Below are 15680 nucleotides of genomic sequence, written 5' to 3'. Positions count from 1 at the left end.
GACCATCACACAATGATCTGCTGGGGCGAAGCCGTGCTGATCGCGTCGGACTGCTGCTGCTCATACATGGCCTGGAAGTTGATTTCGGCCATGTGCACCGGCGGAAAACCGCCGCGCTGGATGACATCCGCCACATTGCTGCGCAAATACGGGTAGACAATTTGCGGGCAAGCGATGCCCAGAATGGCACCGAGCTGCTCCGTCTGCATGTTACGGATTTCGAAAATACCGGCCTGCTTGGCTTCGACCAGAAACACCGTCTTGTCGGCAATCTTGGTGTGCACGGTGGCCGTCACAGTGACTTCAAACAATCCATCCGCTACCGGCTTGGCATCGACACCCAGCTGAATATCTACCCCTGGCTGCTCTTGGTTCAACAAAATTTCGGGCGAATTGGGTTGCTCCAGCGACACGTCCTTGAGGTACACGCGTTGAATCTGGAATACGGGGTCAAGTTGGGCTTCGGCCATTGTGCTCTTTCGGGGTGCTAGAAAAATCGGGAGGATTTGGAATTGCCTGCGGCAAACAAAAGCGCATTATCTCAGGGCCACAGCCACCCCCGAAAAGCAGGTCAGCCGCGACTGGAAGTATTCAGCAGCGACAACAAGTTGCCTCGGTCGTCAAGGGCCACCAGATCGTCACAGCCGCCAACATGCAAGTCGCCGATGAAAATTTGCGGCACCGTACGCCGACCTGTGATCTCCATCATTTTCTGACGCTCGCCGGGCACCATATCCACCCGGATTTCATCCAGTTCAGTGACACCGCGCTCCTTGAGTAATTGTTTGGCGTGGATGCAATAGGGGCAGGTGCCGGTGGTATATATCTTGACAGTTTGCATGGTTTCTGGAGGGTTGTACTGGAAGGAGCCAAACGAAAATGGAATGGCTTATGGCATGGTCGAACCGATGACCAGAGCCCAGCCGGGTCGCTTGGGGACTTCCGGCCTTCTCAGAATTGCTTAAGATTTCTCAACCGGAAGGTTAGCGTCTTTCCACGCCTTGAGTCCGCCGCTCAGCGATTGAGCCTGCTCGTAACCGAGTTTTTTGGCAATGGCGACGGCGCGGTTGGAGCGCATGCCACTGGCGCACACCAGAATCACCGGCAAGGCTTTGTTTTTGACAACGCCGGGAAGTCTGGCTTCAAGCTCCCCCATCGGCACATTTTTTGCGCCAGCAACATGACCCGCCGCAAATTCGTCAGCCCCACACACATCTACCACCACAGCTTTTTCGCGGTTGATCAACTGCACTGCGCCGCTGGCGCTCAGCGCACCGGCATTCACGCCGCTTGAAATCATGGGCCAAACCAGCATGCCCCCGGAAGCGAGCGCAATGGAAATCAACATCCAGTTATCGATCAGAAATTTCACTTTGTACCTTTGGTGTGTTTTTTAGCTAATCGTTGATTTTAGAATGGAGGGAAAAACGCGGCTAAAGGATTGTTTTTTGCCCCGCCTCACCTTATTTCCCTTTTTATCTCCACTAAACCTCTTCACACTATGTACAAACTCGTACTCATCCGCCACGGCGAATCGACTTGGAACCTTGAAAACCGTTTCACGGGCTGGACTGACATCGATCTCACCGAAACCGGCATCACGCAGGCCAAGAACGCCGGCAAGCTGCTTAAAAATGAGGGCTATGACTTCGACATTGCCTATACCAGCGTCCTCAAACGCGCCACCCGAACCCTGTGGCATGTGCTGGACGAAATGGACCGAACGTGGCTCCCCGTGGTGAATAGCTGGCGGCTTAACGAACGACATTACGGCGCATTGCAGGGGCTGAACAAGCTGGAGACTGCCAAAAAATATGGCGAGGAACAGGTACACGTCTGGCGCCGCAGTTACGATACCCAGCCCCCACCGCTTGACGCCCACGACGAACGCTGTGAGCGCAGCGACCGGCGCTACGCCAAATTGCCACCCGAACAAGTGCCCTTGACCGAGTGCCTGAAAGACACTGTAGCCCGCGTGCTGCCCTTCTGGAATGAATCCATGGCGCCGGCCATCAAGGTCGGCAAACGCATTGTGGTGGCAGCACATGGCAATTCGATACGGGCGCTCGTGAAATACCTGGACAATGTATCTGACGGCGACATTGTGGGGCTCAATATCCCGAACGGCATTCCGCTGGTGTACGAGCTCGACGCCACGCTTAAGCCGTTGCGCCACTACTATTTGGGCGATAGCGAAGCTGCAGTAAAAGCCGCGGCGGTTATGGGCGCACCGAGCAAAACCTGAAAATTCAGCGTTGACACCCTCTGTTTTTTTGTAAAATCCCGGTAAAGATCTGTGGTTTAGCCGTTTTCGCCGCGTTGCGCGGTACGGGAAACGGAACTGTGGCGCGGGGCCTTTCTCCAAGGTGTATATTTCTTGCAGGTATAGAAGCAACTGCTCCTTAAATGGGCTTATGAAGGTATTTTTATGGGTCAAAAGCTCAAGATAGCAGGCTGGATTTCGATTGGCATCGTGGCGGGGGCTCTCACCACGGTACAGGTGCAAGCCGTTGCACGTGGCGGACTTGCGCCCTTGCCGCTGGAAGAATTGCAGCAGCTTGCTGCCGTTTTCGGGATGGTCAAAACGGACTACGTAGAACCCGTTGATGAGAAAAAACTCATTACCGACGCGATTTCCGGCATGGTTTCCAGCCTTGATCCCCACTCCGTCTACTTTGACAAGAAATCGTACAAAGAATTCCGGGAGGGCACCAGTGGCCGCTTCGTGGGTGTCGGCATCGAAATCAGCCAGGAAGACGGCCTTGTCAAGGTCATCTCACCCATCGAAGGCTCACCCGCCGACCATGCCGGCCTGAAGCCGAACGACCTGATCACGCGGATTGACGACGCCGCCGTGAAGGGAATGACACTCAACGACGCGGTCAAGAAAATGCGCGGCGAGCCTAACACCAAGGTGCTTCTGACGATTTTCCGCAAGGATGAAAACCGGACCTTCCCGGTCACCATCACGCGTGAAGAAATTCGAACCCAATCGGTTCGCAGCAAAGTGGTAGAGCCGGGCTACGCCTGGATTCGCCTGAGCCAGTTCCAGGAACGCACGGTAGACGATTTCGTGGCGAAGATCGAGCAAATTTACAAGCAGGAGCCCAACCTAAAGGGCTTGGTGCTGGACCTTCGCAACGACCCGGGTGGCTTGCTGGATTCAGCCGTTGCGATCTCGTCCGCCTTTTTGCCTGAAAACGTGACCGTGGTCTCGACCAATGGCCAACTGGCTGAAAGCAAATTCACCTACAAAGCTTCTCCGGAGTTTTACCAGCGCCGCAATGGGGCCGATCCCCTGAAGCGACTGCCCGCAGCACTCAAAAGCGTGCCACTGGTAGTGCTGGTGAACGAAGGCTCTGCGTCCGCCAGCGAGATTGTTGCGGGCGCTCTTCAGGACTACAAGCGTGCCACCATCATGGGCAACCAGACCTTCGGCAAAGGCTCGGTCCAGACCGTACGTCCGTTGGGCCCCGATACTGGGATCAAGCTGACCACAGCTCGCTACTACACCCCCAGCGGCAAGTCGATTCAGGCGCGCGGCATCGTTCCCGACGTGATGGTGGATGAGACCGCCGAGGGCAGCCCATTTGCCGTATTGCGCACCCGGGAAGCCGATCTTGAGAAGCACCTGAACAGTGGTCAAGGTGCGGAAGTCAAGGACGCAGGTCGTGAAAAAGCCCGTGAAGAAGCCTTGAAGCGGCTGGAAGAAGAAGCTAAGAAAACACCCGAACAACGTCGTCCGCCCGAACTGGGCAGCGACAAGGACTTCCCGTTAGCGCAGGCCATCAACCAGCTTAAAGGCCGTCCTGTGCTGGTCAGCAAGACCGCTGTAGTCGAGCCTAAAAACGTGAAGAAAGAAAACTAGGCTCGTCTGGATTAACCCGGCGAAACCAGGCTCTGGCCGACTCGTGTCACTTGACCGCAGTCGGCCTGCTTTTTTCCTGACGAAACAGGGGGCCTCACTCTGACGGCCCCTCTTGCATGAACGACGAACAGCTGCTTCGCTATTCCCGACACATTTTGCTCGACGAGATAGGCATTGAAGGCCAGGAAAAACTGCTGGCTTCTCACGTGCTGATCGTCGGCGCGGGGGGGTTGGGCTCTCCGGTGGCTTTGTACCTCGGAAGTGCAGGCGTAGGCCGTCTTACCGTCGTTGATCATGACCGTGTGGATGCCACCAATCTGCAGCGCCAAATTGCCCATACGCTTGAGCGAATCGGTGAATTCAAGTCCGAGTCGGTGGTGCAGTCCATTGCTGCCATCAACCCCGATGTACAGGTTATCTCTGTGACTGAACGAGCCGATGATGTCTTGCTTGACAAGCTGGTCGAGAAGGCTGATGTGGTCCTTGATTGCACTGACAACTTTGCAACCCGCCACGCCATCAACCGCGCCTGCGTCAAACACCGCAAGCCGTTGGTTTCAGGCGCGGCAATTCGTTTTGACGGCCAAATAGCTGTTTACGACCCGCGAAGCGACCTATCGCCTTGCTACGCGTGCGTGTTTCCGGAATCTGACTTGCTGGAAGAAACCAGCTGCGCCAGCATGGGCGTGTTTGCGCCGTTGGTCGGCATTGTGGGCACGGTGCAGGCTGCCGAGGCCCTGAAGCTCCTTTGTGAAATCGGGCGACCGCTAACCGGGCGACTATTGCTGCTGGATGGCCGAAGTATGGAATGGAACGAAATGAAAGTCTCGCGAAATGCAGCCTGCAAAGTGTGCGGCAGCCACTAGGCGGACGCTTCAATGCCGACTTGAACAAGCCGTCGCGTCCGCTACTTCACAAAAACCCTTGCGCCAGAAATAGGAAACGTGGCAACCGAGGTTGTCCCGAATCAGTTTTTCTTTACCGCCCGCATTTTGGCTCCGACATTTGACAACTCCGTCCTGGGCTTGGCGGCCTGCGCGAGTACCGCCTTGCAATCCGCATCCTTGCCTTGCCCTGTATCCACCGTCGCTGCCAGGGCCAGCAGGGGATTAATGGCCCCTAGCGCCAAGGCGATGCCCACCCGACCTGCAAGCGCCGCCTTATCGAACCCGGCTGACGGGGATCCAAAGGTGCCGCCAATGAGCAGAGGCGACCTTAAGCTCAGAATGCTTTGGTCCTTCGGTGCCGGATACAAAACAATATCCAGCGTCTCGTCGGCAAGGTTCACTGTGCCCCGGCCATTGATGACCGTCACGGTGGTATCCAGCACGATGGTCTTGCTGGTCATCAAGCCCTTGTTCACATCAAAGGCGGCCGCCGCGCAGAGCAGCGGCACGTTGCGGTCACCGCGCAGCCAAAACTTGATGATCTCCGCGCCATCGAGACCGATCAGTTCAAGCAGGAGATTGCTGATCTCGCCCCTGCCCATGAGAACCGCCACCTCCCCCGACGCGGACCCCAGCATTTGCGCAACAGAGTTGCCACGTCCCTTCAGGTCGAACTGCCCGCTCATTTTTCCGAAGCTGGTCTTGGTAGTCTCCACTCCAGGAAATAACTGATTCAACTGCACTCCGCGTACGTCCAGCCTGGTGGTGAATGCTGCCGGGACAACGTTGGAATCGACGTGAATGCTTCCAGCAACAGATCCGCCGGCGACGCCTAGCGAAACGGGTTCCAACTGCAACAGGCCTGAGGTCAACTTGACATGAACACTGCCTTTGTCCAGCGGTAGCACTTGCACATGCCTGATATCCGCCGCCAAATAGGTGACGTCAGCATTCATGGCCCGGAGTCTTGCCACATCCAGCACCGCAACCGGCAATACCTTCCGCGACGCCGCTGCGCTTCGCGGGGCCAGATCACGTTTCAAGGAGGATGCTTTGCCGGAAGAGGAGGAAGCCCGAACAGTTTTCGGCACGGATGACGAAGAAGGCGGTAAACCAATCATCGGCCCCAAATCTACGAAATCCAGCCGCTTTGACTGTATGTTGCCAGTTAACAAGGGAACCGCAGTCGATTGATCAAAACTGAGGGCGCCACTGAGATCGGAGTTACCGAGCACGCCCTGAATCTGGCTTGCATCCCATACCTTGCCGTGCTTGGCTAATTTGCCTCGAAGCTTGTAAGGTGGTGTGGAAGGCAGGACGACCCCGACCAGTTTGTACAATTCTTCCAGATTTCTTCCTTCCAGATCGAATGTCACGTCGATGCCTGCGAAATCTGCGAGATTGGCAACCGAGCCTTTGGCCTTCATGCTGGTTTTACCGGCTACGGCATTGACCTCGACCGGGAAAGCGGCTGCGGTGTTCTTGCCCAGCTGCAGCACGCCTCCCGTGCGTCCACTGGCAGTAAACGGGTCATTTCTCCATTTACCGTTTACCTTGTAGCTCAAAGGCAATTCGCCAGCCGACTCCCGGGCAAGGGAAAATTGGACGGTCATATCGGCACCTTGCGCCGCCGCCAAGTATTTCACAATCCCCTGATCCACCACCATAGACCCAATATCGGGGACCGCACTTTGGTCTGACGTGTTCCGTGATAGCGCCCATGTCCGCCTTCCGTCCGGCTCAATCTGCAGGCCTATTTCCGGTTCGGTCAGCGCAATTCGCGGTAACTCAACTTTCCCAAAAAGAAGAGGCAACACCTTGATGTCGAATTCGGCGGCGGTCGCCTTCAAAAGAAACGGCTCGCTGGCCCACTCGGGATTAGCCAGTTCCACACCGTCCGCCTGAACAGTAGTGGTTGCGCCCAAATGCACGACCAGATGTCGAGTAATTTCAAATCGTCGCCCCAGTTGCGCCGACACGTAGCGATTGATCGGTCTGCGCAAAGCGTCCCAGGGAAAGAAATAGAACACCAGCGCGTAAAGAACACCCAGTAGGGCCAGGCCCGCAAAGAGTTTCCGAAGAAAGGTCGATTGAAACAAGCTGTTTTTCATGCGTTAGAGTGGGCTTTACGCCCGTTTCAAAAAACGTAGGCTGGATTGCCCACGATGCAAAAAAGTATCGAGCGTGACCGGCCGGGCGTTCCGGCATCACCGGTCTTGACTATTAGGTGGAAATCTGTTGCAAACAATCGGCAAGCACCATGAAACGCTGTGGGCAGGTACCTACAGCGCTCCCCAGTCAAAACGTAGGAAACATCCTACATAGACAATCCAAGGTCGCTGTCACAATCAAGCTAACCTAAAAAAATCACGCAGAAAATATGACAGGTTCTCTTTTTTCGCAAAAGCTCAGCGCTCGCAGGTCCCACTTGAAAGCCTGTCGATATCTTTCGCAACCTATGCTGTTGCTACCAGGATCCAAGCAGTGCGACTAAAAACTTACATCGTGGAAGACAATCCCACCATTCGAGAAAATCTGATTGGCACGCTTGAAGAACTGGCCAACATCAATTCAGTAGGGACCGCAGACACCGAAAACGAAGGCAAGGAGTGGCTCACGGAAAATCCTAACGAATGGGATCTTGCAATTGTTGATTTATTCCTGAAGCAGGGCAGCGGGCTGGGTGTACTTGCGGCCTGCCGAGACCGCCCATCCCGGCAAAAGGTGGTGGTTCTCAGCAATTACGCCACAACCGACATTCGCCAGAGATGTGCCCAACTCGGAGTGGACGCCGTTTTCGACAAATCCAATGAAATTGACGATTTGGTGGACTATTGCATCCAGCAGCGCTTCCCCTCCGATTGAAATCAGTCGATCAGCTTATTCTTGAGGGCGTAGTAGGTAAGATCGCTATTGGAAGCGAGACTCATCTTCTCCATTACGCGGGTTCTGTAGGTACTCACCGTTTTCACACTCAGAGACAATGCTTTGGCAATATCGCCAGCCGTTTCCCCTTTTGCCAGTTTAAGAAAAACCTGAAACTCTCGTTCAGACAGCTGCTCATGTGCCGCCACGTCTTTCGGACGGTTCAATTGTTGTGCCAACAACTCCGCCACCGCCGGCGTAATGTAACGCTTGCCGAGCGAGATCACCCGAATGGCATCAACAATTTCCAACGGATCACACTCCTTGTTAAGGTAGCCGCTGGCGCCCTGACGAATCAGGTTGACCGCGTAGTGCTCTTCGGGGTATCCGCTGAGTATGAGGATGCCCACGTCGGGTGCTTTGGCACGGATCATGGCGAGCGCGTCGATCCCGCTCTGGCCAGGCATGGAGAGGTCCATGACGAGAATATCCAGTTCGACATTGCGAACCAGGTCAATCGCCTCGCGGCCACTAGCGGCTTCGCCGACAACACGCAAATCCACATGGTCGGAGAAAAACTGTTTAAGTCCCGATCGCACAATCGCATGGTCGTCCACAATTCCAATTTTAATCATGTCGCTGTCTTTCTATAAAACCGACTTAACGGGCAATGTAACGAACAAGATGGTCAGGTCTAGACATCTGCATTGATTTTCACTGTGCCTCATTATTAACGAGTTATTCACCGAAGTACTGAACGGAGCCTGCCGTGAAACTATTTGCCGTACCGAAAATGGCCATCAGCCTGCCGCTTGCAGTGCTGGCCGCCGCCATCCTCATTTTTATTAACGAGTCAACTTTTCAACAATCTACCGCTGCTGCGGCCAACATTGAAGAGGCACAACAAACCCGCGGAGCTATCAGTAAATTGGTACAAGAGATGCTGGATGCAGAAACCGGCCAACGCGGCTACCTCCTCACGGGTGACCCCCGCTATTTGGAGCCGTACAAAATAGCGACGTCGGATATCAGCCAGAACCTGAACGTCCTGAGCCGGCTCTTTACGCCCTACAAGGATCAGCTCGCCGAGTTCGGCGTCTTGTCACAACATGTCGCGCGCAAGCTGGCCGAGATGGACCTGAGCGTGCGCATGCGAAAACAAGGCAATGAGGACGCCTGGAAATTTGTCTTGACGACCGATGTCGGCAAGGAACAGATGGACGCGATTCGTGAGTATTCCACCAAGCTGGCTGCCAGCAGCATTAGTAAAATGGAACTGGGCCAAGTCCAGATCAAGAAGACATTGCAGCTGTCGCGCATCGGCATTGCAGTCGTGGCACTCGCCGGTCTGCTGGCCTTCTATATGTATTTGCTGCAAGCCGAGGCGCTGCTGGCTTCAGGCCAGCGCGAGCAGGAAACCCTGCAGCGGGAACGTGACTTGCTCGAATCCCAGGTACGGGAGCGGACAGCCGCCCTCGCCAAGCTGGCAACCCATTTACAAAACGTACGAGAAGATGAACGGGGCCATTTGGCACGCGAACTGCACGATGAATTGGGCGCACTTCTAACCGCTGCAAAACTGGATGTGGCGCGGCTGAAGTCCCGCCTGACCGGCAGCCTGCCAGAAGCCATAGAACGCCTGGAACATTTAACCAAGACACTGAACAGCGGCATCGCATTGGCGCGCCGTATTGTTGAAGATTTGCGACCTTCGTCCCTGTCCCACCTGGGCCTCTCGGCCTCGCTTGAAATTCTGGCTAGGGAATTTGAAGAACAATCCGGGCTGAGCATCGCCACCGACCTGGAGCCGGTCGAACTCGGTGGAGCAGCCCAGCTTACCGTCTACCGGCTGATACAGGAGTCGCTGACCAACATTGGGAAATACGCCAAAGCCAGCCAGGCAGAAATCAGCCTTCACGACTTCGAGGGGTATATCACGGTGGAAGTCAAGGACAACGGACAAGGCTTCAACCTGAACACTGTGGGGCCGACCAGCCATGGCCTTGCAGGCATGCGCCACCGTGTGGAGGCTGCAGGTGGCAATCTGACAGTGACGAGTGTGGAGGGAAGCGGCTCGCAGATTTTGGCCGTGCTTCCCAAGACCCTTTGAAAGTTTCGAATCTTTCTGTAATGCAGCAGCCTGTTCGCCGCGTAACAAACTGTCAGCCACCTCCTACAGCGCCGCCCCCTTCGTGCTGACAGGGGTACACGCTGACAGCCGATGAGGAAAAATCAATGCGCCCATTAAGCTCTTAGCAGGGACTTGAAAAGAATTACTACCGACACCGCTTACCCAAGGAAATTGAGATGTTGCACTACTCGGTCGTTTTTCTGGTGATTGCACTCGTTGCCGCTATATTCGGTTTTGGCGGCATCGCTGCCGGCGCTGTGGAAATTGCCAAGATTCTTTTCTTCATATTTGCCATCATGGCCATCGTGAGCTTCGTAATTAGTCTCCTCAGGAAGAACTGATACGTTTTCCAAAATCAAGTCGGATGTCAGTACTTACTTGAAAAATTCACGAAATTCCAAACTAGTTAGATAAGGACTCGAAATGAATACAGATATTGGTTCCCGAACTGCCCAAGAGAGCATGAGCGGCGTGCGCCATGCGTCCGACGAACTGCTTCAGGCTGCTGGCAACGCAGTGAATTCGACCCGCAGCTTCACTAATGGTGCGCTGGACAAGGCAGACGACAAGGTCCGAGGGCTCCGCAACAGTCTCGACCCGGTCGTTGACATTCTGGCAAGCCAAGCTCAAAAGTTAGCTCGTCATAGCCTCGATCTGGCTTCGGAAGCCAAAGAACGCGCCGAGCAATCGTTCCAACGCGCAGCCAGGGTGACCACGCGTTATGTATCGGATCAACCCTTGCGTTCAATACTGATTGCTGCGGCAGTTGGGGCGGCGGTGGCGTTACTAGTGTCCTCTTCCCGCAATCGCAACCGCTACTAATCTTCTGGGCCAACTGATCAAGACAACATCCCGAAATAATGCTTCATCCGCTTTTTTCAACCTTGGTACAAAGGCCGGATCTGGTCATGGACCATCTTTCGGCCTATGCCGCGTTGTTTCAGGAAGAAGCGAGTAATGCCGGTTCCGAGTTATTGGCACGCGCTGTGGCGTGGACCTTAGCCGTGCTGTCGGCGGTCGTGTTTCTGGGCTTGGCGGGAACGGCATTGATGCTTGGTCTACTTCAAAACCGATTTCACTGGGTGCTGGTGGTGGTACCAGGCATTGCGCTAGTGTTGCTCATCATCTCCTTTGTCAGGGCTAAAAAGCCGCTCCAGAGTGAACGCTTTCCCGAGTTGAAAGCACAAATCGACAGCGATGCGCGGGCTTTGCGCATGATTGCATGAAAGCGCTCTGTGATGCCCTCCATCCCAACACCCACACCGCAAGAGCGACTCGAAAGTAGCCGCAGGGCAATCGTGCGGCACATGACTCAAGACTTGCACGAGTTGGACGAAAACGAACGGCCACGTGACGCGCTGATAGGGACCTGGGACATTGTCAAGCACGCAGTAAGTGTTTGGTGGCACCGTCATCCGATACATATGGCCTGTGATCTTGCTCGGCCAGTTCTGGGAAAGTATGCAGACAAACAGCCAGTGAGACTTCTGCTTGTTGCCGCCGGTATCGGCGCCGCGGCTGCAATCCTCCGACCGTGGCGCCTGATATCCCTGGGCGGGGTGCTTTTGGCAACCCTAAAGTCATCTGAACTTTCCAGTGTTTTGCACTCGCTGCTCTCCACTTCCTCACACGATTCAAAAGAACCTTCGAAAACTCTATGAAAAACGCCACTACCAATTCCCCCAACGCGCTGGTCCTCGATGAGAAGGGTTTGGATGCAGCCCGCCAAAGCCTTGACGATGGTGCAATCACCCCCGCGTATGGGCCGCACAGGGACGCCATTATCAAGCTTCTCAATGACTCTTTAGCCACCGAACTGGTTTGCGTACTTCGGTACAAACGTCATCACTTCATGGCCACGGGCATGTCGTCTCCGAAGATTGCCGAGGAGTTTATGGTGCATGCCAACGAGGAGTCTGCGCACGCTGACCGTATTGCAAGGCGAATTGTGCAGTTGGGCGGAGAGCCCGATTTCTCGCCCAATAGCTTGCTGCAACGCAGTCATGCTGACTATGACGAATCGAACGACTTGCAAACCATGATTCGGGTCAATCTGATCGCTGAACGTATTGCCGTTGAAAGCTACCGCCAGATGATTGCTTTGATAGGCGACGAAGACCCGACCACGCGCCGCATGCTGATAGATATTCTTACGGACGAGGAAGAACACGCAGATGAGCTGAAAGATTGGCTGAAAAAATAACGATGGCGCAGGTCAATTGGCGTGGTGCCGCTGATTGACAGGCTTTGTAAACCTTGCACTCGTTCAATTAAACAGACTAAAGAGGAAAACAATATGAAATACGCTCGCGCAATTGCATTCGCTGCTCTGGCAGGCATCACCATCATCGGCAGCGGCTGCGCCGTGGGGCGTGGCCAGGAAACTGCTGGCTCCTATGTTGATGATGCGGCCATCACAACCTCCGTCAAAGCTAAATTCGTCGAGGACAAGACGGTTTCAGCAACCTCCATCAGCGTAGAAACTCTCAACGGTACCGTTCAGCTGTCCGGTTTCGCGAAGTCAAATGCTGAAAGAACCCAAGCTGAAAATATTGCCCGTGGCGTCAAGAACGTCAAGAACGTGCGCAACGACATCGTCGTTCGGCCTTAATCGCCTGTTAAGCCTCTGCATCCGTTGAGGCGACGTGAACCGGGCGGTCGATGTAATTTTCATCGGCTGCCTTTTTTATGCGTTGTTGACATTCAAGACGCTGCCAAAAAAATGGACTCTACGTTTTCAATCCCTGCGCGGACGCGCTATCTGACGGCTGCAAGAATCGGCCGCGTTGTGGAAGCGGCAATGAGGCAATCACCGCCCCACCACAATTAGTTTGTTGTCCACGGAGTTCACCCCCCGGACCGCTTTGCTAATAGTGCTGGCGTTCTCGCGGGCCGCTTCGGTGGGCGCAGAGCCGTTCAAGGTCACGGCACCATTCTTTGCATCCACCTTAATGTTCAGCGCGCGCAGGTCGGGGTCGCTAGCAAGTCCTGCCGACACAGCCGCAGTAACGGCCAGATCATCCAGTGCTCCCGCGCCTTGGCTTGAAATCTCTTTGGCTGAATGCTCGGCGTTCTGCGTGATGTCTTTCAGCGCCGCTTGCGCGTTGGCCAGGGTACTTTCGGATTCAGCTTTGGCTTCTGCAGCCGCCTGCCCGGTTTTAGCAATGGCCGCGTCGAGTTGCTGGCCCGCTGTTTTGTCGGCGTCTGACTTGCCACAGGCGCTCAGTGAAAAAACAAGCGCCAGCGCACTGGCTACGACCCAGTGTGTGTCGAGGCGCGGGCCGGTTGGTAAACGTTTAAACGATTGTTTTCTCATACTGGCTCCTGTTGGTAAGAACATGCGCGCCCTGAGAGAACCTACGGCCGAATAAACGGCGATTGCGCGGGCACGCATATTTACTGTAACCGGTGTGCCAACGGCGTTGGTCAGCATCCGCCGAAATACCGCAGGTAAATGCCAACAAAAACTATTTTCCCGGCGCCTGAAGCGAAAAAAAGAAAGGTTAAAAGTAGCAGCTTCCATGTTGCTTTCGGAAAATCCGTGGATTAACAGGTGGGGCTGCGGGAGACCGTGTGAATAGTCCGATCCCAGCCACTTCTGCATCGCGTTGCTGCAGGGCGTAGCGGCCTGAATGACCACGGTATCGGTAGGACCAAGCCAGTCCTTCCGCAACCATCCATTCGCCTTGATCTTCACCGTTTATAACAATCCTAGCCAGCAGACGACCGTAGATATCGCGACGTGTGCCGTGAACGGTGACGCGCTGGCCCAACGTCCGGCGCTTGAGCGCATCGCGGGCCTCTCTACCTCCGGCCTGGCAAATTTCAGGGGCATCAATGCCATCGATACGAATGCTGAGCGGCTTGCCGCCTCGCAAGGGTCGTACATGAACGGTATCTCCGTCGACCACGTAGGTCACTTCACCCCACCAGGAGGCCTGGGAACGGGCCACTGACCAAGTTGAAGCACAGCAGGCCAGCATTGCAACAAAAGCCAGCATGACCCGTGATTTTGTCGTGAAGATCAACGTCGTATGCTCCATTAACTTCTTAATTAATAGCCGCTTGTTGCGGATTCAATCGGGTGAGTCGCTTTTAAAAAAGGGCGGCTCAATAGGTCAAGGTCAAGCTGAGACAATCCAGCCCTCCAGCGGGTCCACGTGCGACGGCAAACCATACCGGGGCGGGCCCTGCTGTGCCGCCCAAGCTGCCTGCAAGAGACACAGCACGGCATCAAGACTGTCGCCGCTGGCGTCGTCAATAAGGGCATCGCGCTGGGCATGACTGACTTTCAAACGCACACCCAGCCGGGTATTCCCATGCTCCATCGCGGTAATCAGATCCTTGCGCGCAATCAGGCGCTCCGGCGTCTGCTTGGCCTTGTCGTCACTCTTGTAAGAGCGGTGGCCAAGAACCTCGCGCGCGAGCAGGCCAGGGTAGCCCTCCAATGCGATTCGGCGGCTGTCGCCAAGATGAAGGCAAGGGATGTGCACGCCAGCCGCCACCAAACGCGGCACACCGGCATGCAGCATGTACGCCACTGGCGGGTTAACCCACTTCATGGACGGACTGGAACCCGCCAGCCGGTCAGCGGCGCGGTGCGCAAACTTTTTCCCGGCTGGACGTGCATTGCAAAAAGCAGCGAAGGTATTGCGGATCTCGGCGCGGCTCAACCCCCCGTAGTAGCGAATCAGCTCAGGCCAATCCAGGGGCCAATCGAGACTCACCACCAATTCGCGCGGTAGGCCGAATGGAAAATCAAAAACTCCCGTCCACGCGCTCGATTGGAGCAACCACTGCTCAAATCCGTCCAACGATTCAACGCGTTCCAGGCCCGCCAGAAGGACGCGTTCCTTCGAAGATGAGCCTGAGGCGATCACGATGGGCTTGCGACGGCTGGGGCTGCTGGAAAAATCGCAACCAATCAACAGGTCTGAGGCTACAAGCGTCTTAATTTCCTACTCCTTCTTGCGCTCAACCCAAGGCCAACGCCATCACGCCGACCGCGATGCACAGCGCGCCGAGAAGCCGCAATTTCCGATCGCCCTCGCCAAGCAAATGCCCGCCTAACAAGGCCGCAAACAGCATCGATACCTCGCGCGCGGGCGCCACATGCGACAGCGGGGCGGTCTGCATCGCAAAGAGCACCAACACATAGCCGACGGGACTAATGATGCCCACCAATAAGGCATATTTCCATTGCCGGTTCCAAAGCGCGGCTGCGGTGGGCAGGTCGCGTAAAACAGTCGGCATCACAAAAGCCAGGCGTCCAAAATTTCCGATGTAATCGATAAGAATCGGTGACATAAGCAGGAGTTTGACCACGTAGCCATCGACGATCGTGTAGCCCGCAATGAACACACCGGTTAGCAGGCCGTAGCGCAACCCTTTGCGGACGCGCTCGCGCCGCGAAGGGTCATGCGAAGCGCGCCACAGTGCCGGTCCACCGGCGATTAGAAATACACCGCCAACAACGCCAGCGATGCCTGCAAGGCCCAGCACAGAAATGTGCTCGCCCAAAAAAAACACGGCAACCAGTGACGACAAGAGAGGACCGGAACCGCGCGCCAGTGGATAAACCACGGTGAGATCCGCCTTGCGATAGCCGCGCAGGAGGGTCACGTAGTACACGGTATGCAGCAACGCGCTGGCACACAGCATCACCCATTCGGTACGGCCCCAGCGTGGTAACTCGTCAGCCCCTACCCAAATGCCCACCGGCGCCCAGACCACCATCATGACCAGCCCGGTGAATGCCGCGAAGCGCGCATCTCCGCCGGCCTTCTTGGCGGCAATATTCCAGCTCGCGTGAATTAGCCCGGCGAGAAGAACCAGGGCAAGGGATTGAAAGGACACCTAGAAAACACGGCAATGCGAAGCTGACGGAGGCGACAGCGCGGTAGCAAGCGCAGCCGCTTTGTCGTGCAGT

Annotated in this window: 19 protein-coding genes; 10 read left to right on the top strand and 9 right to left on the bottom strand. The window is 55.5% G+C overall.

What is annotated here, in order from left to right:
* Positions 1-5 precede the first annotated feature (5 nt).
* The 3 genes from secB to HHJ16_RS10605 all read right to left on the bottom strand — a co-directional run bounded on the left by secB (position 6) and on the right by HHJ16_RS10605 (position 1372).
* On the bottom strand, positions 6-470 hold the full coding sequence (gene secB / locus HHJ16_RS10615; RefSeq protein ID WP_293642734.1) for a protein-export chaperone SecB: 465 nt from the start codon (positions 468-470) through the stop codon (positions 6-8).
* A 101-nt stretch (positions 471-571) separates the two neighbouring features.
* Complete coding sequence (gene grxC, locus HHJ16_RS10610; protein ID WP_293642732.1) at positions 572-841, bottom strand: glutaredoxin 3; 270 nt, start codon at positions 839-841, stop codon at positions 572-574.
* Positions 842-961: 120 nt separating this feature from the next.
* A complete protein-coding gene (locus HHJ16_RS10605; protein ID WP_293642730.1) occupies positions 962-1372 on the bottom strand; it encodes a rhodanese-like domain-containing protein in 411 nt (136 codons plus the stop codon).
* A gap of 129 nt (positions 1373-1501) precedes the next feature.
* On the opposite strand from HHJ16_RS10605, the gene gpmA reads away from it, so the two are divergent.
* From gpmA to moeB, 3 genes are all read left to right on the top strand, one after another.
* Positions 1502-2245: a 2,3-diphosphoglycerate-dependent phosphoglycerate mutase gene (gpmA, locus tag HHJ16_RS10600; protein WP_293642728.1), complete on the top strand. Its 744-nt coding sequence runs from the start codon at positions 1502-1504 to the stop codon at positions 2243-2245.
* A 183-nt stretch (positions 2246-2428) separates the two neighbouring features.
* Positions 2429-3868 (top strand): S41 family peptidase, encoded by a 1440-nt coding sequence (locus HHJ16_RS10595; RefSeq protein WP_293642727.1) that lies wholly within the window; start codon positions 2429-2431, stop codon positions 3866-3868.
* 116 nt (positions 3869-3984) lie between these two features.
* Positions 3985-4734 (top strand): molybdopterin-synthase adenylyltransferase MoeB, encoded by a 750-nt coding sequence (moeB, locus tag HHJ16_RS10590; RefSeq protein WP_293642726.1) that lies wholly within the window; start codon positions 3985-3987, stop codon positions 4732-4734.
* A 101-nt stretch (positions 4735-4835) separates the two neighbouring features.
* Here the strand turns inward: moeB and HHJ16_RS10585 are convergent, their stop codons facing one another.
* Positions 4836-6866, bottom strand: coding sequence for an AsmA family protein (locus HHJ16_RS10585; RefSeq protein WP_293642724.1), 2031 nt, complete (start codon positions 6864-6866; stop codon positions 4836-4838).
* 373 nt (positions 6867-7239) lie between these two features.
* On the opposite strand from HHJ16_RS10585, the gene HHJ16_RS10580 reads away from it, so the two are divergent.
* Positions 7240-7620 carry a response regulator gene (locus HHJ16_RS10580; RefSeq protein ID WP_293642700.1) on the top strand — a complete coding sequence of 127 codons (381 nt, stop codon included), beginning with the start codon at positions 7240-7242 and terminating at the stop codon, positions 7618-7620.
* A gap of 2 nt (positions 7621-7622) precedes the next feature.
* On the opposite strand, the gene HHJ16_RS10575 is transcribed toward HHJ16_RS10580, so the two are convergent.
* Entirely contained in the window at positions 7623-8255 is a 633-nt protein-coding gene (locus HHJ16_RS10575; RefSeq protein ID WP_293642698.1) for a response regulator transcription factor, read from the bottom strand.
* Positions 8256-8389: 134 nt separating this feature from the next.
* Between HHJ16_RS10575 and HHJ16_RS10570 the strand changes: the two genes are divergently transcribed.
* From HHJ16_RS10570 to HHJ16_RS10545, 6 genes are all read left to right on the top strand, one after another.
* The gene (locus tag HHJ16_RS10570) at positions 8390-9730 is read left to right on the top strand and encodes a CHASE3 domain-containing protein (protein ID WP_293642696.1); all 1341 of its coding nucleotides are present in this window, start codon (positions 8390-8392) and stop codon (positions 9728-9730) included.
* Between the two features lie 197 nt (positions 9731-9927).
* Entirely contained in the window at positions 9928-10092 is a 165-nt protein-coding gene (locus tag HHJ16_RS10565) for a DUF1328 domain-containing protein (protein WP_293642695.1), read from the top strand.
* Positions 10093-10174: 82 nt separating this feature from the next.
* Positions 10175-10573 (top strand): hypothetical protein, encoded by a 399-nt coding sequence (locus HHJ16_RS10560; protein WP_293642694.1) that lies wholly within the window; start codon positions 10175-10177, stop codon positions 10571-10573.
* An 86-nt stretch (positions 10574-10659) separates the two neighbouring features.
* Positions 10660-10977 carry a hypothetical protein gene (locus tag HHJ16_RS10555; protein WP_293642692.1) on the top strand — a complete coding sequence of 106 codons (318 nt, stop codon included), beginning with the start codon at positions 10660-10662 and terminating at the stop codon, positions 10975-10977.
* A gap of 431 nt (positions 10978-11408) precedes the next feature.
* A complete protein-coding gene (locus tag HHJ16_RS10550; RefSeq protein ID WP_293642690.1) occupies positions 11409-11954 on the top strand; it encodes a ferritin-like domain-containing protein in 546 nt (181 codons plus the stop codon).
* Positions 11955-12047: 93 nt separating this feature from the next.
* On the top strand, positions 12048-12362 hold the full coding sequence (locus HHJ16_RS10545; RefSeq protein WP_293642688.1) for a BON domain-containing protein: 315 nt from the start codon (positions 12048-12050) through the stop codon (positions 12360-12362).
* A gap of 198 nt (positions 12363-12560) precedes the next feature.
* Here HHJ16_RS10545 and HHJ16_RS10540 read toward each other — a convergent pair whose 3' ends face one another.
* The 4 genes from HHJ16_RS10540 to HHJ16_RS10525 all read right to left on the bottom strand — a co-directional run bounded on the left by HHJ16_RS10540 (position 12561) and on the right by HHJ16_RS10525 (position 15607).
* Positions 12561-13067, bottom strand: coding sequence for a BON domain-containing protein (locus tag HHJ16_RS10540; protein ID WP_293642686.1), 507 nt, complete (start codon positions 13065-13067; stop codon positions 12561-12563).
* A gap of 187 nt (positions 13068-13254) precedes the next feature.
* The gene (locus HHJ16_RS10535) at positions 13255-13794 is read right to left on the bottom strand and encodes a thermonuclease family protein (RefSeq protein WP_293642685.1); all 540 of its coding nucleotides are present in this window, start codon (positions 13792-13794) and stop codon (positions 13255-13257) included.
* 81 nt (positions 13795-13875) lie between these two features.
* A complete protein-coding gene (locus HHJ16_RS10530; protein ID WP_293642777.1) occupies positions 13876-14682 on the bottom strand; it encodes a DUF429 domain-containing protein in 807 nt (268 codons plus the stop codon).
* Positions 14683-14725: 43 nt separating this feature from the next.
* Positions 14726-15607: an EamA family transporter gene (locus HHJ16_RS10525; protein WP_293642684.1), complete on the bottom strand. Its 882-nt coding sequence runs from the start codon at positions 15605-15607 to the stop codon at positions 14726-14728.
* Between the last annotated feature and the right edge of the window lie 73 nt (positions 15608-15680).

Source organism: Polaromonas sp., assembly GCF_012927485.1.
Taxonomy (GTDB): domain Bacteria; phylum Pseudomonadota; class Gammaproteobacteria; order Burkholderiales; family Burkholderiaceae_C; genus Polaromonas.
The sequence above is the reverse complement of the archived record's forward strand: the minus strand, read 5'-3'. Positions and strand labels throughout refer to the sequence as shown.

What these genes read in the sequence shown, in the direction of transcription:
- secB (WP_293642734.1), bottom strand. Translation starts at nt 470, where the DNA reads ATGGCCGAAGCCCAACTTGACCCCGTATTCCAGATTCAACGCGTGTAC.
- grxC (WP_293642732.1), bottom strand. Translation starts at nt 841, where the DNA reads ATGCAAACTGTCAAGATATATACCACCGGCACCTGCCCCTATTGCATC.
- gpmA (WP_293642728.1), top strand. Translation starts at nt 1,502, where the DNA reads ATGTACAAACTCGTACTCATCCGCCACGGCGAATCGACTTGGAACCTT.
- HHJ16_RS10595 (WP_293642727.1), top strand. Translation starts at nt 2,429, where the DNA reads ATGGGTCAAAAGCTCAAGATAGCAGGCTGGATTTCGATTGGCATCGTG.
- moeB (WP_293642726.1), top strand. Translation starts at nt 3,985, where the DNA reads ATGAACGACGAACAGCTGCTTCGCTATTCCCGACACATTTTGCTCGAC.
- HHJ16_RS10585 (WP_293642724.1), bottom strand. Translation starts at nt 6,866, where the DNA reads ATGAAAAACAGCTTGTTTCAATCGACCTTTCTTCGGAAACTCTTTGCG.
- HHJ16_RS10575 (WP_293642698.1), bottom strand. Translation starts at nt 8,255, where the DNA reads ATGATTAAAATTGGAATTGTGGACGACCATGCGATTGTGCGATCGGGA.
- HHJ16_RS10565 (WP_293642695.1), top strand. Translation starts at nt 9,928, where the DNA reads ATGTTGCACTACTCGGTCGTTTTTCTGGTGATTGCACTCGTTGCCGCT.
- HHJ16_RS10560 (WP_293642694.1), top strand. Translation starts at nt 10,175, where the DNA reads ATGAATACAGATATTGGTTCCCGAACTGCCCAAGAGAGCATGAGCGGC.
- HHJ16_RS10555 (WP_293642692.1), top strand. Translation starts at nt 10,660, where the DNA reads ATGGACCATCTTTCGGCCTATGCCGCGTTGTTTCAGGAAGAAGCGAGT.
- HHJ16_RS10550 (WP_293642690.1), top strand. Translation starts at nt 11,409, where the DNA reads ATGAAAAACGCCACTACCAATTCCCCCAACGCGCTGGTCCTCGATGAG.
- HHJ16_RS10545 (WP_293642688.1), top strand. Translation starts at nt 12,048, where the DNA reads ATGAAATACGCTCGCGCAATTGCATTCGCTGCTCTGGCAGGCATCACC.
- HHJ16_RS10540 (WP_293642686.1), bottom strand. Translation starts at nt 13,067, where the DNA reads ATGAGAAAACAATCGTTTAAACGTTTACCAACCGGCCCGCGCCTCGAC.
- HHJ16_RS10535 (WP_293642685.1), bottom strand. Translation starts at nt 13,794, where the DNA reads ATGGAGCATACGACGTTGATCTTCACGACAAAATCACGGGTCATGCTG.